The sequence below is a fragment of the Micromonospora sp. CPM1 genome (assembly GCF_023896895.1).
GTDB lineage: Bacteria > Actinomycetota > Actinomycetes > Mycobacteriales > Micromonosporaceae > Micromonospora > Micromonospora tulbaghiae.
The window spans coordinates 276,864-302,201 of sequence record NZ_JAMHIU010000005.1 but is presented as its reverse complement, the minus strand read 5'-3'; the positions used below and the strand labels follow the sequence as shown (position 1 = coordinate 302,201).

At 74.8% G+C, this 25,338-nt stretch carries 24 protein-coding genes; 8 read left to right on the top strand and 16 right to left on the bottom strand.

Annotated elements, in window-relative coordinates; all coding sequences use genetic code 11:
• Positions 1 to 29: 29 nt before the first annotated feature.
• The 8 genes from M8C11_RS09000 to M8C11_RS08965 form a co-directional block, all read right to left on the bottom strand.
• Positions 30 to 755, bottom strand: a complete 726-nt coding sequence (locus tag M8C11_RS09000) for an HD domain-containing protein (protein WP_252449228.1) — start codon at positions 753 to 755, stop codon at positions 30 to 32.
• Positions 756 to 762: 7 nt separating this feature from the next.
• Entirely contained in the window at positions 763 to 1,221 is a 459-nt protein-coding gene (locus M8C11_RS08995) for an ATP-binding protein (RefSeq protein WP_071094735.1), read from the bottom strand.
• 236 nt (positions 1,222 to 1,457) lie between these two features.
• The gene (locus tag M8C11_RS08990; RefSeq protein ID WP_252449227.1) at positions 1,458 to 2,801 is read right to left on the bottom strand and encodes a polysaccharide lyase family 1 protein; all 1,344 of its coding nucleotides are present in this window, start codon (positions 2,799 to 2,801) and stop codon (positions 1,458 to 1,460) included.
• A 26-nt stretch (positions 2,802 to 2,827) separates the two neighbouring features.
• Positions 2,828 to 3,994 carry a Gfo/Idh/MocA family protein gene (locus tag M8C11_RS08985; RefSeq protein ID WP_252449226.1) on the bottom strand — a complete coding sequence of 389 codons (1,167 nt, stop codon included), beginning with the start codon at positions 3,992 to 3,994 and terminating at the stop codon, positions 2,828 to 2,830.
• Between the two features lie 35 nt (positions 3,995 to 4,029).
• The gene (locus M8C11_RS08980; RefSeq protein ID WP_252449225.1) at positions 4,030 to 5,514 is read right to left on the bottom strand and encodes a mannitol dehydrogenase family protein; all 1,485 of its coding nucleotides are present in this window, start codon (positions 5,512 to 5,514) and stop codon (positions 4,030 to 4,032) included.
• Complete coding sequence (locus tag M8C11_RS08975) at positions 5,505 to 6,806, bottom strand: enolase C-terminal domain-like protein (RefSeq protein WP_252449224.1); 1,302 nt, start codon at positions 6,804 to 6,806, stop codon at positions 5,505 to 5,507. Before M8C11_RS08975 ends, M8C11_RS08980 begins: the two co-directional genes overlap by 10 nt.
• Positions 6,803 to 8,236: a glucuronate isomerase gene (uxaC, locus tag M8C11_RS08970; protein WP_252449223.1), complete on the bottom strand. Its 1,434-nt coding sequence runs from the start codon at positions 8,234 to 8,236 to the stop codon at positions 6,803 to 6,805. Before uxaC ends, M8C11_RS08975 begins: the two co-directional genes overlap by 4 nt.
• A 16-nt stretch (positions 8,237 to 8,252) precedes the next feature.
• Positions 8,253 to 9,581, bottom strand: a complete 1,329-nt coding sequence (locus M8C11_RS08965) for a Gfo/Idh/MocA family protein (RefSeq protein ID WP_252449222.1) — start codon at positions 9,579 to 9,581, stop codon at positions 8,253 to 8,255.
• 241 nt (positions 9,582 to 9,822) lie between these two features.
• Here M8C11_RS08965 and M8C11_RS08960 point away from each other — a divergent pair, with 241 nt between their 5' ends.
• The 8 genes from M8C11_RS08960 (at position 9,823) to M8C11_RS08925 (ending at position 17,356) form a co-directional block, all read left to right on the top strand.
• Entirely contained in the window at positions 9,823 to 10,869 is a 1,047-nt protein-coding gene (locus tag M8C11_RS08960) for a LacI family DNA-binding transcriptional regulator (protein WP_252449221.1), read from the top strand.
• A 97-nt stretch (positions 10,870 to 10,966) separates the two neighbouring features.
• The gene (locus tag M8C11_RS08955) at positions 10,967 to 12,310 is read left to right on the top strand and encodes an ABC transporter substrate-binding protein (RefSeq protein ID WP_252449220.1); all 1,344 of its coding nucleotides are present in this window, start codon (positions 10,967 to 10,969) and stop codon (positions 12,308 to 12,310) included.
• Between the two features lie 21 nt (positions 12,311 to 12,331).
• The gene (locus M8C11_RS08950; protein WP_047892450.1) at positions 12,332 to 13,312 is read left to right on the top strand and encodes a carbohydrate ABC transporter permease; all 981 of its coding nucleotides are present in this window, start codon (positions 12,332 to 12,334) and stop codon (positions 13,310 to 13,312) included.
• Complete coding sequence (locus M8C11_RS08945; RefSeq protein ID WP_120569591.1) at positions 13,309 to 14,178, top strand: carbohydrate ABC transporter permease; 870 nt, start codon at positions 13,309 to 13,311, stop codon at positions 14,176 to 14,178. Before M8C11_RS08950 ends, M8C11_RS08945 begins: the two co-directional genes overlap by 4 nt.
• Positions 14,175 to 14,819: a hypothetical protein gene (locus M8C11_RS08940; RefSeq protein ID WP_252449219.1), complete on the top strand. Its 645-nt coding sequence runs from the start codon at positions 14,175 to 14,177 to the stop codon at positions 14,817 to 14,819. The genes M8C11_RS08945 and M8C11_RS08940 overlap by 4 nt, the downstream gene beginning before the upstream one ends.
• Positions 14,816 to 15,712, top strand: a complete 897-nt coding sequence (locus tag M8C11_RS08935) for a DUF6807 family protein (protein ID WP_252449218.1) — start codon at positions 14,816 to 14,818, stop codon at positions 15,710 to 15,712. Before M8C11_RS08940 ends, M8C11_RS08935 begins: the two co-directional genes overlap by 4 nt.
• 55 nt (positions 15,713 to 15,767) lie before the next feature.
• Positions 15,768 to 16,745 carry a PfkB family carbohydrate kinase gene (locus tag M8C11_RS08930; protein WP_252449217.1) on the top strand — a complete coding sequence of 326 codons (978 nt, stop codon included), beginning with the start codon at positions 15,768 to 15,770 and terminating at the stop codon, positions 16,743 to 16,745.
• Entirely contained in the window at positions 16,742 to 17,356 is a 615-nt protein-coding gene (locus M8C11_RS08925) for a bifunctional 4-hydroxy-2-oxoglutarate aldolase/2-dehydro-3-deoxy-phosphogluconate aldolase (protein WP_252449216.1), read from the top strand. The genes M8C11_RS08930 and M8C11_RS08925 overlap by 4 nt, the downstream gene beginning before the upstream one ends.
• Here the strand turns inward: M8C11_RS08925 and M8C11_RS08920 are convergent.
• From M8C11_RS08920 to M8C11_RS08885, 8 genes are read right to left on the bottom strand one after another with little or no spacing between them, the layout of a single operon-like run.
• Positions 17,349 to 18,113, bottom strand: coding sequence for a hypothetical protein (locus M8C11_RS08920; protein ID WP_252449215.1), 765 nt, complete (start codon positions 18,111 to 18,113; stop codon positions 17,349 to 17,351). The genes M8C11_RS08925 and M8C11_RS08920 overlap by 8 nt on opposite strands.
• 18 nt (positions 18,114 to 18,131) lie before the next feature.
• A complete protein-coding gene (locus tag M8C11_RS08915) occupies positions 18,132 to 18,608 on the bottom strand; it encodes a hypothetical protein (RefSeq protein WP_252449214.1) in 477 nt (158 codons plus the stop codon).
• 55 nt (positions 18,609 to 18,663) lie between these two features.
• Complete coding sequence (locus M8C11_RS08910; RefSeq protein ID WP_121683610.1) at positions 18,664 to 19,584, bottom strand: hypothetical protein; 921 nt, start codon at positions 19,582 to 19,584, stop codon at positions 18,664 to 18,666.
• Positions 19,581 to 20,312, bottom strand: a complete 732-nt coding sequence (locus tag M8C11_RS08905) for a phage tail protein (RefSeq protein WP_252449213.1) — start codon at positions 20,310 to 20,312, stop codon at positions 19,581 to 19,583. Before M8C11_RS08905 ends, M8C11_RS08910 begins: the two co-directional genes overlap by 4 nt.
• Positions 20,293 to 22,914 carry a putative baseplate assembly protein gene (locus M8C11_RS08900; protein ID WP_252449212.1) on the bottom strand — a complete coding sequence of 874 codons (2,622 nt, stop codon included), beginning with the start codon at positions 22,912 to 22,914 and terminating at the stop codon, positions 20,293 to 20,295. Before M8C11_RS08900 ends, M8C11_RS08905 begins: the two co-directional genes overlap by 20 nt.
• On the bottom strand, positions 22,911 to 23,351 hold the full coding sequence (locus M8C11_RS08895) for a GPW/gp25 family protein (protein ID WP_121685591.1): 441 nt from the start codon (positions 23,349 to 23,351) through the stop codon (positions 22,911 to 22,913). The genes M8C11_RS08900 and M8C11_RS08895 overlap by 4 nt, the downstream gene beginning before the upstream one ends.
• Positions 23,348 to 23,686: a hypothetical protein gene (locus M8C11_RS08890; RefSeq protein WP_252449211.1), complete on the bottom strand. Its 339-nt coding sequence runs from the start codon at positions 23,684 to 23,686 to the stop codon at positions 23,348 to 23,350. Before M8C11_RS08890 ends, M8C11_RS08895 begins: the two co-directional genes overlap by 4 nt.
• Positions 23,686 to 25,257 (bottom strand): phage baseplate assembly protein V, encoded by a 1,572-nt coding sequence (locus tag M8C11_RS08885; RefSeq protein ID WP_252449210.1) that lies wholly within the window; start codon positions 25,255 to 25,257, stop codon positions 23,686 to 23,688. Before M8C11_RS08885 ends, M8C11_RS08890 begins: the two co-directional genes overlap by 1 nt.
• Positions 25,258 to 25,338 lie beyond the last annotated feature (81 nt).

Genomic DNA, 25,338 nt, shown 5'->3' with positions numbered 1-25,338 from the left:
GGTGAGGTGGGGAGGGGAGGGGAGGGGCGTTAGGCGGGGTGGTCGAGGATGGCGCTGAAGCGCTCCTCGGCCAGGTCCAGCTGGGCGAGGATGTGCTGCTTGACCGGTGGGGACAGTGGTGTGTCCGGGCGGGCCACCAGGTCGCGGAAGACCGGCACCAGCGGGCGGTACTTGGTGGCGGCGCGGGTCACCTTCGGCCCGACCGTGTGGATCACGCCCACGCCGTTGTCGGTGAAGTCGGACACCTTGATCACCCGCGCCCACGGCTCCCGTTCGAGGCTCGCCGCCACGTGCTCCCGGTACTGCTCATCGCGGTCCCGCCCCGGGTCGTACGCCGGGTTGGTGACCGCCGCGACCAGCCGGGCGACCCGCGCGCCGAACCGATCGGACAGCGCGGCGAGCGCCGCCGGGGTCGCCTCCGCCCCTGCGCCGGGATCGAGCCCGGCCAGCTCGGCGGGGTGGTCCTCAACCGCGTCGTGTAGCAGACCCGCGACGATCACGTCCACGTCCCGCACCTGGTAGTGGTGCATCAGGCGGATCGCCACGCGTAGCAGGTGGTTGAGGTAGGGCTCGCGTACCCGCCGGTCGTCGTGGTGCAGGTCGGCGGCCAGGTCGAGCGCCTCGGTCAGCCGGTCGCGGGCGGCCTCGTCGAACGCCTCGATCTCCAGCCGGAACCGGGCCAGCAGGCCGGGCTCACCGTGGATCTCGGTGATCGCGTGCATCGGCATGGTGGCGAGGTAGGCGGGGAACTCCATGCGTCCCTTATAGCTGATCTTCGCTAGATCCGGCGCCCGCCGGGCCGCTCGCGTCGCCGGTGAGGCGCTTGACCAGGCGTACGCAGGTGCCCTCCGGCGTGCCGACGATGGTGGCCTCGTCCATCACCCGCGCCATGATCAGCCGCCCCCGGCCGCGGTCGCCGGTGTCGTCGCCGTCGGCCGCGCGCCAGCCGCCCCGGTCGCGTACCTCGATCTCCAGCCGGTCGCCGCGCAGCTCGGCCCGCAGCGTGGTGATGCCCTCCCGGGCGAAGCGGTAGCCGTGCTCGATGGCGTTGGCGCACGCCTCGCCGGTGGCGATGAGGACGGTGTCGACGTCCCACTCGCTCACGCCGTGGGCGTGCAGCCAGCCGCGCAGCCGTTCCCGGGTGGCGGCGAGCCGGGCCGGGTCGGCCGGCAGGTCGATGGTGAGGACCGGGCCGACGTCGCCGGATGTCCCACCCGTCACGTCCGGCCCTCCGTCCCGTGCCCGTCCCCGGACCTGGGCGCCCACTCGCGCTGTCACCGCCTGATTCTCACCCTGTTGTCCCCGGTGGCCGCCGGTTCATTCCCCCGGCGGCGATGTCCGTCAAACGTGATCATTGCGCATCGGGGGCGGCGTGTCAGCCGGCGGGCCGGTGACGACGCCGGGCCGGCGTCCCCGGGGGGACGCCGGCCCGGTCGCCGGGTGGGCTCCGGCGGAGGTCAGAGCGGCAGCCGGCCGGCGCCGGCCCAGGCGTCCACGACGAACGGGACCAGCGGGGCCGGCAGCGGCCGGGCGGCGCGGAGCGTGGGCGTCCACCCGGCGTCGCCGCCGAGGTCGGGGTCGTGGGCGGCGTTGTACGCGGCGCGCAGGTCCACCGGCCGCGGCAGGCGGTCACCCTGCCGGACCCAGGTGCCCCGCTCGGTGAGCGCGGTGCCGCCCCAGTCGTACAGCAGGTCGGCCGGGCCGGCCCCGCCGGTGAGCGTGAAGAAGTTGTTCTCCGCGTACAGCGCGGACTGCACACCGACGCCGAGGGCGTACGCGAAGCCGGGCCCGCCGAGCCGGTAGTGGTTCTCGTGCACGTCGACCTGGCCGAACCGCACCCGGGGCAGCCGTTGCAGCGTGCCGTCGAACAGGTTGTGCCGCACCGTGACGTTGAGCCGGCCCACGTCCGGGCCGACCGTGTTCGACGAGCCGATGAGCATCACCTTGTCCCGGCCGGTGAACCGGTTCCAGGAGGCGGTGACCAGGCTGGCGGTGTGCGTCACGTCCAGCGAGCCGTCGTGCACCTGCCAGGGCCGGCCGAAGTAGACGGGCTGCGCGCTGTCCGGGTTGTCGCCGTCGGTGAACGTGTTGTGGTCGATCCAGACGTGCTCGCTGCGCCGGACCGAGATCTGGTCGTACTGGGAGTTCCAGTTGCCGGTGTCGCCGTCGGTCGGGGACCAGGCCGGGAAGCAGTCCCGGGCGTCGGCGAACTCGATGTTGCGCACGATCACGTTGTCCACCCGGTCGATCATCAGCGTCAGGCCGGTGAGCCGGGCGCCGCGCAGCCCGATGATCGTGGTGTTCGAGCCGACGTTGATCTGGGTCTGCCGGGTCTGGGCGGCCACCGACCGCACGCGTGCGGCCTCCAGCGGCCCGCTCGGGTTCGTCCGGCCCCAGGTCGCCGGGTCGTACGCGGCCAGGTAGGCGGGCAGCGAGTACTCCGGGTCGGCCAGGTCCGCGCAGTCCAGCGGGGTGCCGTCCGGGCCCTCGAAACCGTCGACGGTTCCGGCCACGTACACGATCTTTCCGGTGGCGTCGGCGGCGTTCGTGGCGTTGTCGCCGCCGAGCGCGGCGACCAGCTCGGCCCGGGTACGCACGACGCGTACCCGGTCCGGCGCGGCGGCCGACCCGCCGGTGGTGCCGGTGCCCGCGGCGGCCCAGCCGTCGTTCGCCGGGAGGGTCTGGCGGCCGAGCAGTTCGGCTGCCCGGGACGGCCCGCCGGGTGCGGCCGGCGCGGGCGCGGCGGTGGTGAGGACGAGCGCGGCGGTCAGCGCCGCGACGACTGCGGTTCGGGTACGCATGACTCGTTCCGTTCTCTCGGGGACATTCACTGCGCGGGCAGGTCCACCACGTGCGGCGGGAGCGCCCACGGCACGCCCGCCTCGGACGGCAGCGCGCCGGTCTGCGCGGCGGCCCGCAGCACCGCGCCGACGCCCCGCACCATCCGCACCCGCTGCGGGCCGTCGCCCGCCTCGCGCACCAGGTCCCCGTCGAGCAGCGCCGGGACGGGTGCGTCCCGCAGCGCGTCCAGCACCGCGGTGAACGGCTCGGTACGCGCCAGCGGCGCGATCAGCGGCGTGCCGTCCGCGCGGTGGTCGAGCAGGTTCGCCAGCAGCCCTCGGCGGCCGGGCACCGGGCGGAGCGCGTCGTCGCCGGGTAGGCGTAGCCGGTCGGTCGGGTACTCCAGCACCGCCCGCCCTCGCTCGCCGGTGACCAGCACCTCCCCGGCGACGTGCTCCTCGGCGGCGAGGGTGAGCGCGGCCAGCACCGGCGGCCCGGCGTGCGGGGTCAGCCGCAGCACGGTCGTGTCGTCCACCTCGATCGGGCGCACCCGGTAGCGCTCGACCTCGATCCGGGCCGGGCGTACCGGCGCGCCGGTGACGGATTCGGCGACGGCGAGGCACTGCATCAGCGCGTGCGCGAGCGGGTTCGCCAGCGCGCCGTCCAGCGCCGGGCGGCCGTCGACCGACCGCCGCCCCGCCCAGGGGGAGCGGACGTAGTAGGCGTCCGGGCGTTGCCAGGCGGCGAGTGTGGCGATGCGGGTGACCGGGCCGACCCGCCGGAGCGCGCCGGTCAGTTCGGTCAGCGCGGCCGAGCCGAGCGCCTGGAAGTTGACCTGCACGGCGCGGCCGGCGACGTCCGCGGCGGCGGCGAGCGCCCGGTGTTCGGCGAGGTCGAGCACCGGTGGCTTCTCCAGCAGCAGGTCGGCCCCGGCCGCGAGCACGTCGAGCGCGATCGGCAGGTGGGTGTGCGGCGGCGTGCAGATCACCACCACGTCCGGCCGGGACTCGGCGAGCATGGCCCGGTGGTCGGTGAACACGCCGGTCTCCGGTGGGACCGGCGCGGCCGGTTCGGCCTCCAGCGGGCGTACGTCGACCAGGGCGACCAGGCGCGCACGCCCGGCGGCGTGCAGTTCCGCGATGGCCCGGCGGTGCCAGCGGCCGTGCCCGTTCGCCCCGATCAGCGCCACCCGCGGCGGGTCGTTGCCGCTCACCGGCGACCCCCGGCGGGTCGCTGCCCACCCGCTGGTCACCGGGCGTCCGCCAGTGTCGCCCGGACGCCGTGCCGTTCCAGCGCGGTGAGCCAGCCGGTCACGTCGGCGCGGACCTCGTCGTCGGCGGCCAGGTCGGCCGGGAACACCTCGCGCAGCGCGAAGACCGCGTCGACCACCCCGGCCGGGGTGTGCGCTCCGGCGGCGAGCGCGGCGCGCAGCCGGTCGGCGAGCGGGTCGTCCAGCGGCAGCGGCCGGCCGTCGTCGGCGTACCCGAGCAGGAACCGCAGCCACGCGGCCACCACGAGCGCGCTCCACCGCGCCGACCGGCCGGCGGCCCGCAGGTCGGCGACGGTGTGCAGCACCCGTTGCGGCAGCTTCTGCGAGCCGTCCATCGCGACCTGCGTCGTCCGGTACCGGATCGCCGGGTTGGCGAAACGGGCGAGTACCTGCTCGCCGTAGTCGGCCACGTCGGCGCCGGGCGGCGGGGTGAAGCTCGGCGCGATCTCCTCGGCTAGCAGCCGCCGCAGCACCGCGTCCAGGTGCGGCAGCGTCAGCGCCTCGGCCACCGTCTCCGCGCCGGCCAGCGCCCCCAGGTACGCGGTGGCGGAGTGCACGCCGTTGAGTGCCCGCAGTTTCAGCCGCTCCCACGGGCCGGCGTCGCCGGTGAGTACCGCGCCGGATCGTTCCCAGGCCGGTCGCCCGCCCGGGAAGTCGTCCTCGATCACCCACTGCGACCACGGTTCGGCGGCGACCGCCGCCAGGTCGGTCACGCCGAGCGCCCGCCGGGCGGTGTCGCGGGTCTCGTCGGTGCTGGCCGGCACGATCCGGTCCACCATGGTGCCGGGGCAGGTGACGGCCGTGAGCACCCGCTCGGCTGTGGCGTCCGGCACCCGGGCCAGCGCGAGGCACTGCTCCACCAGCCCGCGCAGTCGCCGCCCGTTGGCGGGCAGGTTGTCGCAGCTCACCAGCGCCAGCGGCCCGGCGTCGGCGGCGGCGCGGGCGAGCAGCCCGCGCACCAGCAGGCCCGGCACGGTACGCGGTGGACGGCCGGTGGTCAGGTCGGCGGTCAGGTCCGCGTCCACAGTCAGCGCGGCGGTCACCGGGTCCAGCCGGTACGCCTTCTCGGTCACCGTCAGCGTGACCACCCGGATCGCCGGGTCGGCGAGCAGGCCGACCACCGCCTCCGGGTCGCTCGCGGCGTGCCGTACCCCGGTCAGCGCGCCGATCGCCCGGGTGGACGCGCCCTCGGCGGCGAGCGTGGTGACGCTGAACAGGCAGTCCTGCGCGGCGAGGGCGTCGACCACGCCGGTGCTGCGCGGCGCGACGCCGATGATGCCCCAGTCGCCGCCGGCCGCGCCGACCGCCGCCTCGGTGTGCACGGCCTGGTGGGCGCGGTGGAACGCGCCGAGGCCGAGGTGGACGATGCCGGCCGGTACGGTGCCGGGGCGCAGCAGTGGCCGGGACTCCTGCGGCAGGCGGCGCAGCGTGGCCAGGCCGAGCCGGTCGGTGGTCAGCGCCATGCCGGGCCGTCCGGGAAGCGGAACCGCGCGATCGACTCCGGGCGCATGGTGGCGCTGTAGCCGGGCGCGGTGGGCAACAGGTAGCGCCCGCCCCGGGTGCGTACCGGGTCGGTGAAGTGCTCGTGCAGGTGGTCGACGTACTCGACCATCCGGCCGTCGAGGCTGGTGCCGACGCGCAGGTGGTCGAAGATCGCGAGGTGCTGCACGTACTCGCACAGGCCCACGCCGCCGGCGTGCGGGCACACCGGCACGCCGAACTTGGCCGCCAGCAGCAGTTCGGCGAGCACCTCGTCCACGCCGCCGACGCGGCAGGCGTCGATCTGCATCACGCCGATCGCCTCGGCCTGGAGCAGCTGCTTGAAGATGACCTTGTTGGCGGCGACCTCGCCGGTGGCGACCCGGCAGCGGCCGCCGGTCAGCTCGTCCACCGCGCGGGCGATCCGGGCGTGCCCGAGCACGTCGTCGGCGTGCGTGGGCTCCTCGATCCAGTACGGGTCGACCTCGGCGAGCACGCCCATCGCGGCGATCGCCTCGTCCACGTCCCACACCTGGTTGGCGTCCATCATCAGCAGCGCGTCCGGCCCGATCTCGGCCCGGATGATCCGGGCCCGCCGCAGGTCGTCCTCGATCCGCCCGCCGACCTTCATCTTCATCGCGCGCCACCCCTGCGCGTACGCCTCGCGGGTCAGCGCGCGCACCTGCTCGTCCGGGTAGCCGAGCCAGCCGACCGACGTGGTGTACGAGGGGAACCCGTCGCGTTCCACCCCGGCCAGCCGGTCGGCCAGGCCGTCGCGTCCCTTGTCGAGGATGGCCGCTGCCTCGTCCGGGGTGAGCGCGTCGGTGATGTGGTGGAAGTCGATCGTCGCGACCAGTTCGTCGGTGGGGGCCTCGGCGAGGAACCGCCACATCGGCTTGCCGGCGAGCTTGGCGCGCAGGTCCCAGACCGCGTTGACGAGCGCGCCGGTGGCCATGTGGATGACGCCCTTCTCCGGGCCGAGCCAGCGCAGTTGCACGTCGGCGGTGAGCGAGCGCCAGAACGCCACCGGTTCGGCGGCGATCTCGGCGATCGTGCGTCCCCGGACGTGGTGGGCGAGCGCGCGTACCGCCGCGCAGGTGATCTCGTTGCCCCGGCCGTTGGTGAACGTGAACCCGGCGCCGGTGGGCCCGCCGTCGGTGGTCAGCTCCACGTACGTGGCCGAGTAGTCGCCCCTGTTGATCGCGTCCGAGCCGTCGCCGCTGGCGGCGGTGGGGAAGCGCACGTCGTGCACCTCGACGTCGACGATTGTGGTCATGCGGGTCCGCCTCCGAACTTGAAGACCTGCTTCGGCAGCCGGTACGCCAGGTCGACGATCGTCTCGGCGGCCTCGTCCTCGCCGAGGCGGTGCTCGGCGACGAGGCGGGCCAGGAAGCCGGCGTCGACCCGGCGGGCCACGTCGTGGCGTACCGGGATGGAACAGAACGCGCGGGTGTCGTCGACGAACCCGGCGGTGTTGTAGAAGCCGGCCGTCTCGGTGACCGCCTCCCGGAACCGGCGCAGCACCTCGGGGGAGTCCAGGAACCACCAGGGCGCGCCGAGGCGCAGCGCCGCGTACCCGCCGGCGAGCGGGGCGAGTTCCCGGGTGAACGTGTCCTCGTCGAGCGTGTAGAGCACCACAGTGAGGCGGGGGTCGTTGCCGTGCGCGTCGAGCAGCGGGGCGAGGCCGTGCACGTACTCGGTGGCCTGCGGCACGTCGCCGCCCACGTCGCGGCCGTGCCGGGCGTGCAGCCAGCGGTTGTGGTTGCGGACCGCGCCGGGGTGCAGCTGCATGACCAGGCCGTCGTCGAGCGACATCCGGGCGAACTCCAGCAGCATGTGCGCCCGGAACGCCTCCGCGTCGGCGGCGTCGGCCAGGCCGCGCCGGCCCCTGTCGAACAGGGCCGCGGCCTGCGCCGGGCCGAGATCGAGGGTACGGGCGGTGGGGTGCCCGTGGTCGGTGGAGGTGGCCCCGGCGGCGGCGAACGCCTCCCGCCGTGCCCGCAGCGCGGCCAGGTATCCGGCGTACGTGCCGGTGTCCTCGCCGGAGACCTCGGCGAGCCGGTCCACGTTGGCCGACCAGTTGCCGAACTCCATGTCCACCACGTCGTCGGGGCGGAACGTGGTGACCACCCGGCCGCCGGGCCCGCCCCAGCCGTCGGCGGCGAGCTTGGCGTGCCGGCCCAGGTCGTCCAGCGGCGACTCGGTGGTGGCGAGCACCTCGATGCCGAAGCGCTCGAACAGCGCCCGGGGCCGGAACCCCGGTTCGGCCAGGCGCGCGGCGAGCGCGTCGTAGACGGCGTCGGCGGTGGCCGGGCTCAGCGGCGTGTCGACGCCGAACACGTGCCGGAACGTCTGCTCCAGCCACAGTCGCGACGGGGTGCCGCGGAACAGGTGCCAGTGCGCGGCGAAGCGCCGCCAGATGGTCCGCCCGTCGGTCTCCACCGGGCTGCCGTCGACGCTGGGCACGCCCAGGTCGGCCGGGGGTACGCCCTGGCTGAGCAACATCCGGGTCAGGTAGTGGTCGGGCACGATGAGCAGCCGGGCCGGGTCGGGGAACGGCTGGTCCTCGGCCAGCAGCCCGGGGTCGACGTGCCCGTGCGGCGAGATGATCGGCTGCTCGGCGGCGAGCGCGTACAGCTCGCGGGCCAGGGCGCGCAGCCCGGGCTCGGCGGGCAGCAGCAGGTCGCCGCGGGGGATGATCGGCACAGCGAGGGCTCCTCGGTCAGGGCAGGGTGAGCAGGTCGGCGACCCGGACGGGCGCGCCGGTCTCCAGCGAGCGGTTGGCGGCCAGGCCGGTGAGCAGCGCCAGCGCGCCGTCGCGGGCGGTGGCGGCCCGGCCGAGCGGGTCGGCTTCGCCGCCGAGCAGCACCCGGGTCATCCGGGCGTCCGCGCCGCCGTGCCCGCGCCGGGTCCAGCCCTCGACCGGGATCTCCTGCGGCGGCGCCCAGAACGGCCGCAGCGTGAGCCGGGCCGCGCCCTGCTCGACGGCGGCCTCGTCGCCGTGCAGCGCCGCCCCCTTGAGCGCGCCGGCGACGGCCGGGCTGACGTGGTCGCTCTCGGTCACCTCCAGTTCGAGGCGGCCCCGGCTGCCGTTGACCATGACCCGGTAGCCCTCCCAGGGCGCGTACGCGGTGAGGTGGTAGGTCATCGTGGCGCCGGTGTCGTAGCGGGCCAGCACCGCGAGGTCGTCCTCGATGGTCACGCCGGGGGCGAAGACGTTGCGGTCGCGGTGGTAGCCGTCCTCGGCCTCGGCGTCGAGGTACAGCTCGCGCAGCCTCGGGTGGTCGGCCAGGCGCAGCGCGAACGGGTCGCCGTCGGCGGCGGGGGAGCCGTGCGCCCGGTCGTAGTCGCGGGCGTAGCCGTGCCGGCGGCCGTCCGCGCCGTAGAAGAACAACCGGCCGTACGCGTGCACCTCGACCGGGCGGGCGTCCAGCCACCAGTTGACCAGGTCGAAGTGGTGCCCGGACTTGTGCACGAGCAGCCCGCCGGAGACGGACTTGTCGCGGTGCCAGCGGCGGAAGTAGTCGGCGCCGTGGCGCACGTCGAGCAGCCACTCGAAGTGCACCGACCCGATCTCGCCCACCGCGCCGTCGGCCAGCAGCCGCCGGACCTGCTCGTGCAGCGGGTTGTAGCGGTAGTTGAACGCGACGGTCACGCGCCGGCCGGTCTCGGCGACCGCGTCCAGGATGCGGCGGCAGCGTTCGGCGTCGACGGTCATCGGCTTCTCCACGACCACGTCGCAGCCGGCGCGCAGCGCCGCCGTCACGTACTCGTCGTGGGTGGCGTCCACGCTCGTCACCAGCACCACGTCGACGCGTTCCTCGGCCAGCATGGCGGCGAAGTCGCCGGCGGCGTACGTGGGCACCGGCGGCCGGCCCAGCTCGGCCAGCCAGCGGTTGTGCGCGTCCATCCTCCCCTGGTTGACGTCGGCGAGCGCGACCAGCTCGGTGGTGTCGGCGTGGTCGAGGGCCAGCGCGCGGACGAACATCTCGGCGCGTGCTCCGGCACCCACCAGGGCGTGGCGGACCCGTTCCCGGGCCGGTGGTGACATGACGTCGGCCTCCCCGGCAGTCGGCTGCAAAGGTTTGCAGCCGAAGAAACCATGACGGTGGATGCGTCGTCAACGGTTGCCGCCCAAGCCGCCCTATCCATCCGCATTGATGCGCTTTCCTGCACGTGGCGGGAACGCCGGCGCAATCGAGCCGCAACAATGGACCGTTGACACGGGCGCAACCGTTTGCATTAATGGGCGGCACCCGTGACCCCCACCACATCGGACGAGGGAGCCCGCCGTGCCAGCCACCATCCGGGACGTCGCCCGCGCCTCCGGTGTGCACATCTCCACCGTGTCCCGGACGTTCTCGGCCCCGCACCTGGTCAACCCGGAGACCCGGGTCCGGGTGCTGGCCTGCGCGGAGGATCTCGGTTACCGGCCCAACCGGGCCGCCCGGGCCCTCATCACCGGCCGTACGCACAACATCGGCCTGATCGTGGCCGACATCGCCAACCCGTTCTTCCCGCCACTGATCAAGGCGGCGGAGGGGCAGGCCCGGCACCGCGACTACCACGTGTTCGTGGCCGACACCAACGAGGACCCGGTCGCCGAGGAGGACCTGGTCCACGCCCTGGCCAAGCAGGTCGACGGCGTGCTGCTGTGCAGCCCTCGGATGAGCAACAGCCTGATCGAGCAGGTCAGCCGCGAGGTCCCGGTGGTGGTGATAAACCGCCAGGTCGCCGGCCTGCCCTGCGTGATGATGGACGTCGGGCAGGGCGCCCGGGCCGCGATCGAGCACCTGCTCGGGCTCGGCCACCGCCGGATCGCGCTGCTCGGCGGCCCGCGCGGCTCCTGGACCGCCCGGGAGATGCGCCGCGCCGCGACCGCCGCCGCCCGGGGCGGGGGAGCGGACCTGACCATTCTCGGACCCAACCAGCCCACCGAGACCGGCGGCGGCGCCCTGGCCGAACAGGTACGCCGCAGCGGCGTCACCGCCGTGCTCGCCTACAACGACCTGATGGCGATCGGCCTGATCGAAGGGCTGGACGCGCTCGGGGCGCGGGTGCCGCACGACGTGAGCGTCGTCGGCGTCGACGACATCGCGCTGAGCCGGCTCACCCGCCCCAAGTTGACGACGGTGGCCACGCCGACCGCGGCCGCCGGCCGGACGGCCGTCGACATGCTGCTGCAACTCGACTCCGACGCGCCACGCGGCGCCCGGGGCCGGGGCGCGGCGGCCGGCGACCGTCGCACCACCGCACAGGTAATGCTCCAGACCGAACTGGTCGTCCGCGACTCGACCGGGCCCGTCCCCGCGCCCGGCCGGGACGGCACCGGGGCCTGAGCAGGTGGCCCGGGCCCGCACAGCACTGCGGACCCGGGCGGCCCGTGGACGGCCGCCGGTGACGTCGTCGCCTCCCACAGCCGAGGAGTGAGCGCAGATGCACCCCGCAACGTCCCCCACCGCCGGCGTACCCGCCGGGCGGCATCACCGTACCCCCCTGACCCGACGCCGACTCGTCCGCGGCCTGGCCGCCGTCGCGCTCGCCGTGCCGCTCGCCCTGGGCGCGGCCGGCTGCGGCGACGACTCCGCCGGCGGCGACGGCGGCCCGGTCAAACTCTCCGTCTTCTGGTGGGGCGGCGAGGCCCGGGCCAAGCTCACCGAGGACGCACTGGCCCTCTACACCAAGAAGCACCCCGACGTGACGTTCGAGAAGACCTGGCAGGCCAACCAGGGCTACTTCGACAAGCTCGCCACGCTGACCGCCGGCGGCAACCCGCCCGACCTGTTCCAGATCGACGACAACTACCTGGCCGAGTACGCCGGCCGCAGCACGACGCTCGACCTGGGCAGCTACCGCGACTCCGGCAAGCTCGACGTGTCGAAGTTCCCCAAGAGCCTGCTGGAGTACGGCGTGGTCGACGGCAAGCTCGCCGGGGTCGCCGCCGGGGAGAACACCCAGGGCCTGGTCTACAACAAGACGCTGCTGACCAAGAACGGGCTGCCCGAGCCGACCACCGGGATGACCTGGGAGGAGCACATCGCCTGGGCCGAGCAGGTGGCGAAGAAGACGAAGGTGCCCGGCACCCAGGACCCGAGCGCCGACTACAAGGCGCTCTGGGTGTGGCTGCGCCAGCAGGGCAAGGACCTGTACAACGGCAAGGAGCTCGGCTTCACCGCCGAGGACGTGACGAAGTGGTTCGAGCTGTGGAAGGGCGCGCGGGACCGGGGCGCCACCCCGACGCCCGACGTCATCCACGAGGGCAACTCCAGCGACATCACCAAGCAACTGGTGGTCACCGGCAAGTCCGCCACCTCCTGGGTGTGGGTCAACCAGATGCCGGACCTGAAGAAGAACACCAAGGACGAACTGGGTGTGGTCGCGTACCCGGGTGACCCGAGCGCGCAGTGGGCGCGTGCCTCGATGTACTGGTCGGTGTTCAAGGGCAGCAAGCACAAGGACGTCGCCGTCGATGTGATCAACTTCCTGAACAACGACCCGGAGGCCGTGGCGCTGCTCGGCACCGACCGCGGTCTGCCGTCCAACATGGATCTGCGCGCCAAGGTCAGCGAGACCGCCACCGACCCGGCCATGAAGCAGTCCATCCAGGTCGAGTCCGACCTGGCGCAGAAGTTCGGCGCCTCGCCCCAGGTGCCGATCAAGGGGCACAGCAAGGTCAAGTCCGAGCTGGTCAAGGCCGCCGAGAACGCCCAGTACGGCCGCGCCACCCCGGCTCAGGCGGCGGAGCAGTTCGTCACCGCCTGCAAGTCCGCGATCGCCTGACCCGACGAAAGGACCGGTCCCGTGGCTCTCACCACGGCGCCCGGCCGGACCCCGCGCACCGGACCGGCCGGCCCTCGCCCCACGCGGCGTCGGGCCGGCCGGGCCCGGCTCGGCGAGGGCCTGGCAGGGTACGTCTTCCTCTCGCCCTGGCTCATCGGACTGATGGGCGTCACGGCGATCCCCATGCTGCTCTCGCTCTGGCTGAGCTTCACCGACTACGACATCCTCACGCCGCTGTCCGAGGTGCGGTGGGTGGGGCTGGCCAACTACGAGCGGATGTTCACCGCCGACCCGTCGTACTGGCACGCGGTCCGGGTCACGCTGACGTTCGCGTTGATCGCGGTGCCGCTGAAGCTGGCCGCCGCGCTCGGCGTGGCGCTGCTGCTCAACCGGGCCTGGCGGGGTGTCGGGCTGTTCCGCAGCCTGTTCTACCTGCCGTCGCTGCTCGGCGGCAGCGTCGCGCTGGCCATCGTCTGGGTCAACATGTTCAACCGGGACGGCGCGTTCAACTCGTTCCTCGCCCTGTTCGGCGTCGAGGGGCTGCCCTGGGTCAGCGACCCGGACTGGGCGCTGGAGACGCTGATGGTGCTGGCGATCTGGCAGTTCGGCGCGCCCATGGTGATCTTCCTGGCCGGGCTCAAGCAGGTGCCCACCGAGCTGTACGAGGCGGCGGCGGTGGACGGCGCCGGGGCGTGGCGGCGCTTCCGCGCGGTCACCCTGCCCATGCTCTCCCCGGTGATCTTCTTCAACCTGGTGCTGGAGACCATCAACGGCTTCCAGGGCTTCACCGCGGCGTTCGTGCTCAGCAACGGCACCGGCGGCCCGGTCGACTCCACCCTCATGTACACGCTGAAGCTCTACATCTCCGGCTTCACGGACCTGGAGATGGGCTACGCGTCGGCGATGGCGTGGGTGTTCCTGGTGGCGATCGGCGTGGTCACCGCCGTCTTCTTCAGCACCGGCCGGTTCTGGGTGCACTACTCGGACGGAGACGACTCATGACCGCGCTCACTGTCGCGCGCCGCCGGCCGGGCAGCGGCCGGAACGTGCTGCGGCTCGTCGTGCTCGTGGCGATCGTCGCGGTGGTGCTCTACCCGCTGTTCTGGATGCTCGGCACCTCGGTCAAGTCGCAGGCCGAGATCGCCAACAACGTCGGCCTGCTGCCGGAACGGTTCACCCCCGGCAACTACCTCGACGGCTGGACCAACTTCGACATCAGCTTCGGCCGGTTCTTCCTCAACAGCGCGCTGGTCAGCGGGCTCACCGTCGTCGGCAACGCGCTGTCCTGCCTGCTCGCCGCGTACGCCCTGGGCCGGCTGCGGTTCCGGCTGCGCAAGCTCTGGTTCACCGTCATGATCGGCACGCTGCTGCTACCCGGGCACGTGCTGATCGTGCCGCAGTACATCCTGTTCCGCAGCCTCGGCCTGGTCGGCGGCGACTGGCCGTACCTGCCGCTGCTGGTGCCGCAGTTCCTGGCCACCGAGGCGTTCTTCGTCTTCCTCATGGTGCAGTTCATGCGCGGCATCCCGCGCGAGCTGGACGAGGCGGCCACCATCGACGGCGCGTCCCCGTACGGCGTGTTCCGGCACGTCATCCTGCCGCTGAGCCGGCCGGCGCTGGTCACCACGGCGATCTTCTCGTTCATCTGGACCTGGAACGACTTCTTCCGGCAGCTGGTGTTCCTGTCCAGCCTGGAGGACTACACCGTCCCGGTGGCGCTGACCCTGTTCATCGACTCGACCAGCCAGAGCGCGGTCGGCCCGATGTTCGCCATGTCGGTGCTGTCGCTGCTGCCGGTGTTCCTGTTCTTCCTCGCCTTCCAGCGGATGCTCGTCGAGGGCATCAACACCAGCGGGCTGAAGGGATGACCGCAGTGCCTGCCCCCACCGACGCCGTGCCCGCCCACCCCGTGCCGGCCCGTGCCGACTGGCGGGACACGCTGCGCGAGGCGACCGACCTGGCGCTGCTCGGCTTCGCCGTGGCGCTCGCCGCGCTGCCGGTGCTCACGCTCGCCCCGGCGCTCGCCACCGCCAGTGCCGCACTGCACGACCGGTCGACCAGCGGCTCCTGGCCCGGCGCGCGGACCAACCTGACCCGGTTCGGCCGGGCGCTGCCCGCCGGGTCGGCGGTCAGCGCCGTCGCGCTCGCCGCCGCCGCGCTGCTCGCCGCCGACCTGCTCGCGCTCGCCACCGGCCGGGTGCCCGGCGGCGGCCCCGCGCTCGCGCTCACCGCCGTCGTGGTGGCGCTCCTGCTCGGGTACGCGGGCCTGGTCGCCGTCGCGGTCGGGCGCACCGGCGGCCGGGGGTGGCGGGCGGCCGCGCGTGAGGTGGCGCGCATCTGCCCGCAGCGGCCCGGCACGTGGGCCGCCGCCTCCGGCATCTGCGCGCTGGCAGTGCTGCTGGGCGTGCTGGTCACACCGGTGGCGGTGCCGATCCTCGGCGGGTACGCCCTGGCGGCGCTGCACGCGCTGGACGCCCGCCACCCGGTCCCCGCCCCGGACCCGTCGTGACCGCCGAACCCCGTTCCGCCGCTGCCGAGTCGAGCCCTGCCGGGACCGACGCCGAACCCCGGCTGGTCGTGGGCGGTGTCGAGGTGGCCCGGTACCTGGTCCGGCCCGACCTGGACCCGCGCCACGGCCCTCGGCCGTACCTACATCCGGTGCGGACCCGGGCCGGCACGCCGGTCACCGACGCGCTCCCGGCCGACCACGTCTGGCACCTCGGCGCGTCGTTGGCCGTGCAGGACGTGGACGGCGCCAACCTGTGGGGCGGCCGGACGTACGTGCGCGGCACCGGCTACACCTGGCGCGACGACCACGGCGTCATCGCGCACACCGGCTGGCGGGAGCGGACCGCCGACCGGCTCGACCACGACCTGGAGTGGCGCGACCGGCACGGCCGGATGCTGCTGCGCGAGCACCGGCGGATCACCGTCACCCCGGCCGGTGAGGACGCCTGGTGGCTGGACCTGTCCGCCACGCTCACCGCCGCCACCGGTGCGGACGTGCACCTGGGCAGCCCGGCGACGAACGGCCGCCCGGGTGGCGCCGGGTACGGCGGCTTCTTCTGGCGGGCGGTGGCCGACGGGGAACCACTGGTGCGCACCGCCGAGGCGGAAGGCGAGGAGGCGGTGAACGGGTCGGCCGCGCCCTGGCTGGCGCTGTCCGCCACCGCGCCGGGCGGCGGCGCGTACACGCTGGTGTTCACCGGCCTGGGGCCGGGCGACAGGTGGTTCGTGCGCACCGCGATGTACCCGGGCGTCTGCGTCGCGTACGCGTTCGACAGCCCGGTGGTGGTCGCGGCCGGGCGGCCCCGGCACAACCGGCACCGGGTGCTGGTCGCCGACGGTCACCTCGACCCGGCCGGCATCGCGGCCCGGCTGGACGCGGCGGTCGTTCCGTGAGCGCGAGGAGTGAGCCGGTCTTGCGAGCCCCGCGGTCGCGGACGAGGGTGATGCCGTGAGGCCGGACGTGGTCTGCGTGGGCGAGACGATGGTGGTGCTCGCCCCGGCCGACGGCGGCCCGCTGGAGCACTCCGCGCGGCTGACTGTCGGTGTCGGCGGCGCGGAGTCCAACGTGGCGGGCGGGCTGGCCCGGCTCGGGCACCGCGCGGCGTGGGTCAGCCGCGTCGGCGACGACCCGTTCGGGCGGCGGGTGGTGGCCGACGTCGCCGCCGCGGGCGTGGACGTCAGCCTGGTCACCGTGGATCCGGACGCGCCGACCGGCCTCTACCTGAAGGATCCGGGGCCGGACGGCACCCGGGTGCACTACCACCGTGCGGGATCGGCCGCGAGCCGCCTCGGCGTGCCGGACCTCGCGCGTCCCGGGCTGGCCGGGGCACGCCTGCTGCACCTGTCCGGGATCACGGCCGCGCTCTCCGACACCTGTCGTGACCTGCTGGAGCACGCGCTGACCGGGCGGGCGCTGCCCGGCGCGCGGGTGAGCTTCGACGTGAACCACCGCCCGGCGCTGTGGGCCGCCGAGCGGGCCGCACCGGTCCTGCGTGACCTGGCCGACCGCGCCGACGTGGTGCTGGTCGGGTTGGACGAGGCGGCCGTGCTCTGGTCGGCGGACGATCCGGCGGCGGTCCGTGCGCTGCTGCCCGGCCCGGAGCTGGTGGTGGTCAAGGACGGGCCGGTCGGCGCGACGGCGCTGCCGCGTACCGGGCCGGCGGTGTTCGTGCCGGCGTTGCCGGTGCGCGTGGTGGAGCCGGTCGGCGCCGGGGACGCGTTCGCCGCCGGGTTCCTCTCCGGGCTGCTGCGCGATCTCGACCTGCGGTCCTGCCTGCGGCTGGGTCACCTCACCGCCGCGCCGGTGCTGACCGTGCCGGGCGACACCGCGCCGCCACCCGACCCGGAGACGATCGCGCGGGCGCTGGCGTTGCCGGACGAGGCGTGGACCGAGCAGGCGCAAGCCAGGGGAGGGAACGGGAGATGAGCGGGCACGACTTCGAGGCCCTGTTCGGCGGCGCGCGGGTGATGGTGATCCTGCGTGACCTGCCGGCCGGCGAGACGGTCCGGCTGGCGGAACTGGCCTGGGATCTCGGCATCGACGTGGTGGAGGTGCCCATCCGTACCCCGGAGGCGGTGCCGGCGCTGCGCGCCGCCGTGACGGCCGGACGGCGGCGGGACCGGATCGTGGGCGCGGGCACGGTGCGTACTCCGGAGCAGGTCCGGCAGGCGGTGGCCGCCGGGGCGGCGTTCACAGTGGCGCCCGGCCTGGACCTGGCTGTCGCCGACGCGGCGGCCGGTCTCGGCGTGCCGCACCTGCCCGGCGTGGCCACGCCGACCGAGGCGCAGCGGGCGCTCGACCACGGCCTGGTGTGGCTCAAGGCGTTCCCGGCGGTCAGCCTCGGCCCGGCCTGGTTCCGGGCGGTGGCCGGGCCGCTGCCGGAGGCCCGGTTCGTGGCCACCGGCGGTGTCGACGCCGGCAACGCGGGCGACTTCCTCGCCGCCGGGGCGCGCCTGGTGGCGGTCGGGTCGGCGCTCACCGACCCGGAGCAGCTGCCGCGCCTGGCCACGCTCGCGGCCGGCGGGCCGGTCACCTGACCGTACGGCCGGATGTGGTGGCGGTGGTCCGGATGGCCTTGACGATCGCCGGGATCGACCCGATCAGCAGCACCAGCGCCCAGATGAGTGCCACCACGGCGAACACCACGGCGCCCAGGTCGTCGAGGATGCTGACCAGGATCACCGGCACCAGGCCGTGCATGAACTGCAGCACCACCGTGCACAGCAGCGTGGTCAGCGCGAGCAGCACCAGCCCTTTGTTGCGCAGGAACCGGGGCTGGGCGGCGAGCAGCAGCCCGGCCCAGACCAGTTTGAGCAGCAGCGCCAGCCCGAGCAGCACCGCCGCGTCGTCGACCGGGAAGAACCCCCACACCGCGAGGTACGCCAGTGTGCCGAACGGCGGGGCCAGGAACAGCGACACCATCACCGTCAGCTCGACGAACGCGACGATCAGCAGGACCAGGGAGACCAGCAGCAGCACGATCGAGAAGACGAGCGTCGCCACGCCCTGCGCCCGGCCCTGCATCCGGTCGGGCAGCACCAGGCTCAGGCAGAACAGCCCGGTGGTCCAGAGCGCCACCACGTCGATCAGCGCCAGGTAGCCGACGCCCCGAGCGGACGGTTCGGACACCGCGCCGACGTCGCCCAGCTCGACGCCGAGCCGGCCGGCGCTGTCCCGCAGCGCGCCGCTCGCGTCGCCACCGCCGGTCAGCGCCGCCGCGCCCAGCTCCACGCCGACCACGAGCGCCACCGCGAGCAGCGCCAGCAGCAGGAACGGTTTGCGCAACTCACCCATGCCGCGTCTCCGTCCCGGTCAGGACCGGGCCAGCGTGACCGAACATCCGCCACCTCCCGGGCAGCGCAGGAGCACCTCGGTCTCCCGGTCCACAGCCACCTTCGCCACCGCCGGGCCGTCCGCGTCGGGCGCGACCTCGTCGGTGACTGTGACGTCCGCGCCGCCGGGTGCGGGGGCGGTCACCTCGAACGGCGTCGTACCGCGCAGCACCAGCGTGCGCAGCGCGCCCGGGTCGGCCACCCGCAGCCGGCACGCGGTGCCGAACGCGAGCGTCACCCCGTCGGCGGTGGTGGCGGGATCGGCGGCCGGGGGCAGGCACGTCACCGCCACCGTCGCCGGGTCCACCGTCCCGGTCCCGCGCCCCAGCCGGGCCAGCGCGCCCGGCCCGGCCGCCGGGTCGCCCGGGTCGTCGCGGCGCCCGGCCACCGCCACCACGTACAGCCCCACCAGCAGCACGGCCACCGCCACCAGCAGCACCTTCTGCTTCGTACTCATGGTGCCGTCTCGGTTCGCGACTGCGGGGCTCGCAACACCGGCTCACTCCTCGCGCTCACGGCCGGACGACGGGCGTGAAGCGGATCTCGTCCACCCCGGCGAAGTACCTGTCGGTGCCCTGGGTCTTGCTCACCGCCACGAGCGTCAGCTTGTGCGGGCCGCGGGTCAGCTCCACCGTGCCCACGTCCACCTCGTCGGTGCGGACCACCGTCGGACTGAACCCGAAGAACGTGTCGCCGACCTGCCGGCCGTCGACCAGCCAGATCGTGTTCGCGTAGTCGAACGAGGTGGTGCGCACGGTGGAGAACCGCCAGGTGCCGTCGGACGGCACGTCCACCTGCACGGTCACCCGGTCGCCCACGCCCCGGCCCAGGAAGAACAGCTGCGCGTCGCCGGACCACACCACGTCGCAGCAGTTCTCCTGCGCCACCACCTCCGCCTTCGCGCCGGTGGTGGACTGCACCGCGGCGCCGGAGACGAGTGTCTCCGCCTCCACCACCACCGCCCCGGCCTGCGGGGGAGCCGGGGTGTCCGGGCCGCGGGTCACGAGCCAGGCCACCACCCCGGCCACGACCAGCACCAGCGCCGCGGCTGCGGCGATCCACGGCCACGGCGCGCGCTTCGGGGGTACGACGGCCCGCACGTCGTACGTGACCCGGCCGCTGGACCGGGAGCTCTCCTCCGGTGCGGTGTTCGCCGAGTACGCGAACCCGGTCATGTCGTAGCGCCGGGGCGGCGTGCCGGGCGGTACGGCGAGCCGGACCAGGAACGACACCGACCCCTGCCCGGGCACCACCCGCTGCGGTTCGGCCACCGTGAACCAGGCCCGCTGGCTGCCCTCGCCGGGCGCCACGTCGAACACGACGGTGTCCGGCGCGGTGCCCGGGTTCGACACGGTGAACGTCAGCTCACCGGCGTTGCGGGCGTCCACTGTGAACTGTTCGGCGGCGGCGACGACTGTCCATTCGGTGGTCATGACGGCTCCTCGGGCGGATCGTGGGGCAGGGGTGCGGGGACGTGCGCCCGGCCGACCGCGCGCACCGAAGCCACCCCGGCGGCGGGCTCGGCGACGTCCGGCTCGGGCGGCCCGGGCGTGTGCGGAGGGCCCGGTTCCGGCGGCCCTGCTGGGGGCGGGCCGGTCCCGGGCGGCGTCGCGTCGGCGGGCGGGTCGGAGGGCGGGTCGGAGGGCGGGTCGGCCGGGTCCCCGGCGACGACCTCGACGGTGACCGCGGCCGGTTTCTCCGCCTCGACGATGCGGGTGACCAGCGCGAGCCGGTCGGCGGCGGCCGGTGGCACCCGCACCACCAGGTGGAACGGCCGCTCGGGCGGTTCGTCCAGCACGAACCCGGTCACGCCGGTGGCCAGCTCCAGCGCGGTCCGCATCCCGTACGGGGTGCCGCGCCACCGGGCCAGCAGCGCGCCGTGCGCGACCAGGTCCCGCAGCCGGCCCATCGGCAACGGCAGCGGCGCGTCGGCGCGGGGCGCGGCGACCACGTGGTCCATCGCCACCCAGCGCGTCAGGTAGGCCACGAACCCGTCCGGCGTCCGGTACGGCCCGAACAACGCGTCGACGTCGGCGAGCACCGCCTCGTCCGGGGCGTGCAGCGCCTCCATCACGTCCAGCAGCGCGCCCAGCACGCTGCCCGGGCCGGCGGCCCGCTGGTACGCGGCCGGTAGCAGCCGCTCAATCGCCGCTCGGCGCATCCTGCCGCACCACCTCGATGTCGTGCTCGCCGGAGCAGAGCAGCCAGGTGCCGGGGACGGTGACCACGTCGGCGGTGGCCTGGTTGGCGCTGGGCGTCCAGTCCTCGCCGTCGACGCTGCGGAACACGCCACGCTCGCCGCCGGCCAGCACCAGCCGCCCGGCGCCCGACGTGCCGGTGGGCGCGGTGGCGGCGATGGCGTCGACCGGGACGAACCGGGTCCGGTCCCGCAGCGGCAGGCCGCAGTTCACCATCACTGGCGACCACTGCGGCTGCCCGGCGAGCGTGTCCAGGCGGACCACGCCGCCGCTCTGCGTCGCGGCCAGCGCGAGCGGTCCGCTGAACGCCAGGTCCCGGCAGGTGCCGCCGATCCAGCCGGACGCCATCGACTGCCACTTCACGTCCGACTCGAACAGCCGGGTGCGGTGGCAGCCCTGACCGGGCTTCTTCGGGTCCGGTTCGCCCGCGCCGCACCACAGCAGCGTGGCCGGGCCGTCGTACTGGACGGCGAGCACCCGGTTGTCCACGTTGGCGAGGCCGACGTGGGCGAACGTGCCGGGCCGTCCCGCAGCGGTGGACAGGTAGACCCCGAATCCGGCCTGCGCGGCCACCGCCACCCCCGGCGCGCCGCGCTCGGAGACGAACGAGCGCACCGCGTAGAAGCCCCGGTCGGCGTCGGCCGGGTCTACCAGGATCTGCAACGGCACCGCGCCGGGCAGCAGTGGCACCTCGTACAGGCCGGTGTCGGTGGCCAGCAGCAACGCGCCGGTGCCGTCCCGGTCGATCCAGGCCAGGTCGCGTACGCCGGAGTCGAGGTCGGTCAGCAGCGTCCACGTCTCACCCAGGTCGGTGCTCAGCCGGACCCGGGAACCGCCGGCGTCTCGGGTGGTCACCACCGCCACCGAACCGGCCCGGGGCACGACGCCGGGGCGTACCGGGGCGGGTGCGGGCACCACCCGCACCACGGTCTCGTCGTCGAACCGGCCGGCCGGTTCCCAGCCCGCGCCGGCGTTGGTGGAGCGGAACAGCACCGGGCCGCCGCCCGCGTACCAGGTGTCGGCCTGGTACTGGTCCACCGCCACGGTGCGCACCTGCGCGTCCGGCGCCTCGTCGACCACGAACCGCACCGACTCGACGTAGCGCACGCCCGGCTCGGCGTGCTCCAGCATCCGGTAGACGTTGGAGGCGCGCAGCGGCTCGCCGAACGCCCAGCCGGCCGGGTTCAGCGGCGTGGGCAGCGGGCTGAGCGTCTGGTGCAGCCGGTCGTGGATGCGGCGGCGCACCGCGTCCACGTCCTCCTCGCGGCGCACCACCACCCGCGCCTGGATGGACACCGCCTTGTAGCGCGCCCAGCCCGCGCGCACCGCCGTACCCAGGGCGCGGCGCCGCTCCAGGTCGGCCTCGACCCGGCGGCGGGCCTCCTCCACCTCGTGCTCGCGCAGCACCGCCACCGGCAGCCGCCCGCCCGGACGGGCCGCCTCCGGCACGTACGGCACCAGCACCACCTCGACCTCGCCGGGCCGGGCGAAGCTGTAGACGGCGGCCCGGGTGAACGCCCGCGCCCGCGCCACCGCACCGGAGCCGGTGGCCAGGATCTCGAAGTCCCGGGCGGTCACCGCGCGCTGCTGGGCGAAGAACTCGTACGGCCCGCGCGCCAGCACCGACTCCAGCGACTCCAGTTCCCGTCCGCCGGTGGCCGGCTCCGGGTTGTCCACCTTCACTCCCGGCAGCGGGTCGCGCAGGCTGGTCAGCACGCCCGCCGCGACGTTGCCGGCCGGGCCGCCGCCGCAGCGGTACCAGAGCCGCACCTGCCGCCCGGCCGCCGGCACCGCCGCCACCGTGGTCGCCCCGGCCACCCCCTCGACGGCCGGGGCGCCCCCGGCCGGGCGCAGGTCCAGCGCCGGGGCGAACGTGACCACCCCGGAGGCCCGGTCCACCAGGTAGACCTTCGCCTGCGGGCCGACACCGGCGAAGCTGTCCACCGGCCGCCAGATCTCGTACGTGCGCCCCTCGTGCTCCCGGGCCGCGGCACCCAGCTCCACCGAGCCGGCCGGCACCTCCACGCCGAGTAGCAGGTCCAGCGCCTCGGTGGTACGCGTCAGCGGCGCGCGTGCGGCCCGGAACACCTGACCGGGCTGCCCGGTGCCGGTGCCCAGCAGCTCCGCCTCGACCGGTTCGCAGTGGTGCACGCGTACCGTCGCAGTGGTCTCGCCGGCGGGCAGCACCGCCGGTTCGGTGGTCACGAAGACGACCGGCCGGGGGTCCGCGCCGCGGGCCGCGGCGACGCGGGTGCCGGCCGGCACCCGCACCGGACCGCGGTCCGGGCCGGTGCGGGTCAGGCGCACGTCCGCCCAGGCCGCCGCCGGTGGGTGCCGGGTGACGCCGAGCAGGTTCAGGAACGCGACGTACGCCTTCTCCGGCAACTGGTTCAGCCGGTAGATCATCACCTCGGTGAGGTAGGCGAACGCCTCCAGCAGCGCCATGCCCGGGTCGTGCGCGGACAGGTCGGTCCAGTCCGGGCAGGATCGGGCGATGCGTTCCCGCGCCTCGGTGACCAGGTCGAGGAAGGCGCGGTCGTCCAGGTGCGGCACCGGCAGCGTCATGGCGTGCCCTCCTCGTCGGGGGTTTCCTCGTCGGCGGGCAGCAGGTCGACCGAGAACACGAGGTGGCCGGGGGAGAGGCTGGCCCGGACCCGGTAGTCCAGCCGGATCACCAGGCGCCACGGGTCGTCCGGGTCGGGACCGGCGTCCACGTCCAGCACCTCGATCCGGGGCTCCCAGCGCCGGATCGCCTGCCGCACGTAGTGGATCGCCAGCCCGGCGGTGGTGTCGTCGTTGGGCGCGAAGACCAGCCGGTGCAGCCGCGACCCGTACCCGGGACGCATCAGCCGCTCCCCGGGCGTGGTGGACAGCAGCAGGTACAGCGCCTGGCGTACCGTCTCGTCGCCGTCGGTCATGGCGAGCCCGCCGGCGGCGGTGAGCGCGAGACCACCGGCGCGGCCGGCGTCGAAGCCGGCGCCGACGAAGCGGAAGGCCCTCATGCGTCCGTCCCCAGGAAACCCTGCCGCACGTCGCGGACCTGGTGGTGCACGGTGCCCGGCGGGGTGCCGTCGGTGAGGCCGTCCAGGTGCGACAACACCACCGGCTGCCGGTCCACCCGCACCCACGTGCTGTAACCCACAGTGACGGTCAGCGTGTGCAGGCACGGTTTGATCGTCGGGCCGTAGTTGGGGCAGGCGGTGACGTCGCGCCCCTCCGGGTCGGGCCGCACCAGCACCGGCACGCCCCGCACCGTCACCCAGTCCTGCGACGGGCGGTTGCGCACCCGTCCGTCGTGCCCGCAGGTGATCAGCGAGTCGCGGTGGATCCAGCGCATCAGCCACCTCCGGCGGAACGGGCGAGCGTACGGGCCTGCGCGGCGGCGGTCTCGGCGTCCTCGACCGCCGGGGCGTGCAGGAAGTCGACGGTGCGGCCGCGTACCACGACGGCCCGGCCGGGCGCGGAGAGCACCAGGTCACCCGCCGCGTGCACGGTGGTCAGCTCGGGACGCAGCTCGACGAAGCTGCCCGCGTCGGTGGCCAGCCGCAGCGTCCGCCCGTCGTCGTCGATCACGATCGACTGGCCGGTGCCGGTCCGCATCGACCAGCGGCGCGAGCGCCCGGACACGATCCCCGCGTCGTACGGCTCGACCGCGCCGAACAGCGAACCGAGCACCACGCCCGAGGCCGGCTCGCCGCCGGGCAGCGCCACCAGCACTGTGTCGTCCGGGTCGGGCAGCGCGACGATCCCCTTGCCCCGGCCCGCGCCCGGGCAGAGCACCGCGAGCCAGCCGGCGTCCAGATCGCCGTACGCCGGGAGCGTCACCCGGGCCCGCCCCAGCCCGTCCGGGTCGTCGATGTCGGTGACGGTGCCGAGCGTGACAGTGGCCGCCGGGGGCGCGGCCGACGGCGGCGGGCCGGGCGGCGCCGTGGAGAACCGGGTCAGGTGCCCGTCCGCGTCCACCGTGTGCACCACCTCGGTGAGCACGTACACCCCGGCGACCGGCTCCGGGACACCGGCGAGGGCGATCCGCCGGCCCGGCCGCAGCGCCGGGTCGCCCTCCGCGGTGCCCTCGGCGGTGACCAGCGCCGCGACCCGGGCGTCCAGCCCGGCCTGAGCCAGCGCGGCCAGCTCGTCGTCGCTGCGCCCGGGCTGGTCCACAGCGGTACGCACACCGTCCGCGCCGACGCCGCCCGGGGCCGGGCGCAGCGGGATGCGCCGCCCGCTGCGCGCCTCGCCCGACCGCTGGCCCAGCGGCTCCGCGCGCTGCGGATGCCAGCCGAGTACGGCGCACTCCGCGCCCGCCCGGTCCAGGTTCTCGGTGACCCGCAACGCGTGCACCGTCTCGCCGAGCGTCAACGGCAGCGGCTCCCCGTACCCGTCCAGCGTGAACAGCCGCAACCGGTCACCGTCGACGCCCAGGTGCAGCCCGGCCCGCCCGGCCACCTCGCACAGCAGGTCCAGGTCGGTGTGCCGGTGCTGGAGCAGCCGGTCCAGGCGCGGCCCGTCGTCCTCGGCCGCCACGCTCAACCCCAGCCCGGCGCACAGCTCACCGGCCAGCTCGGCGGCGGTCACCGACTCGAACACCCGCAGCTCCTGCCGCTTGCGCAGCCGGTGCAGCGGGTCGTACGCCCGGATCCGCGCCAGCGCCGCGCCGTCACCGGCGTACTCCCGCTCGACGGCCGTCACCTCGCCGGTGAACAGCGCCTCCGACTGCCCGTCGAGCCGTACGTCGACTGTGGCGCCGGGGCGTACCGGGGGGTCGAGCGGGCCCGCGCCGGGCGCGGCGGTGAGCGTCAGCTCGCACTGCGCCGGCCGGTCCAGGCGGGCGGCGACGCGGATGCCACGCAGCCGGGCCGGGTCGGCGAGCGGCCTCCCGTCGATCGTGACCAGGGCGGCCCGGCTCACGGCGCACACCCGGCGGTCGCTGGCCGCGCGGCGCTTCTTGTCGCGTCGCCGCTCAGGGGAGTCGTGTTCGCGGGGGCGGGG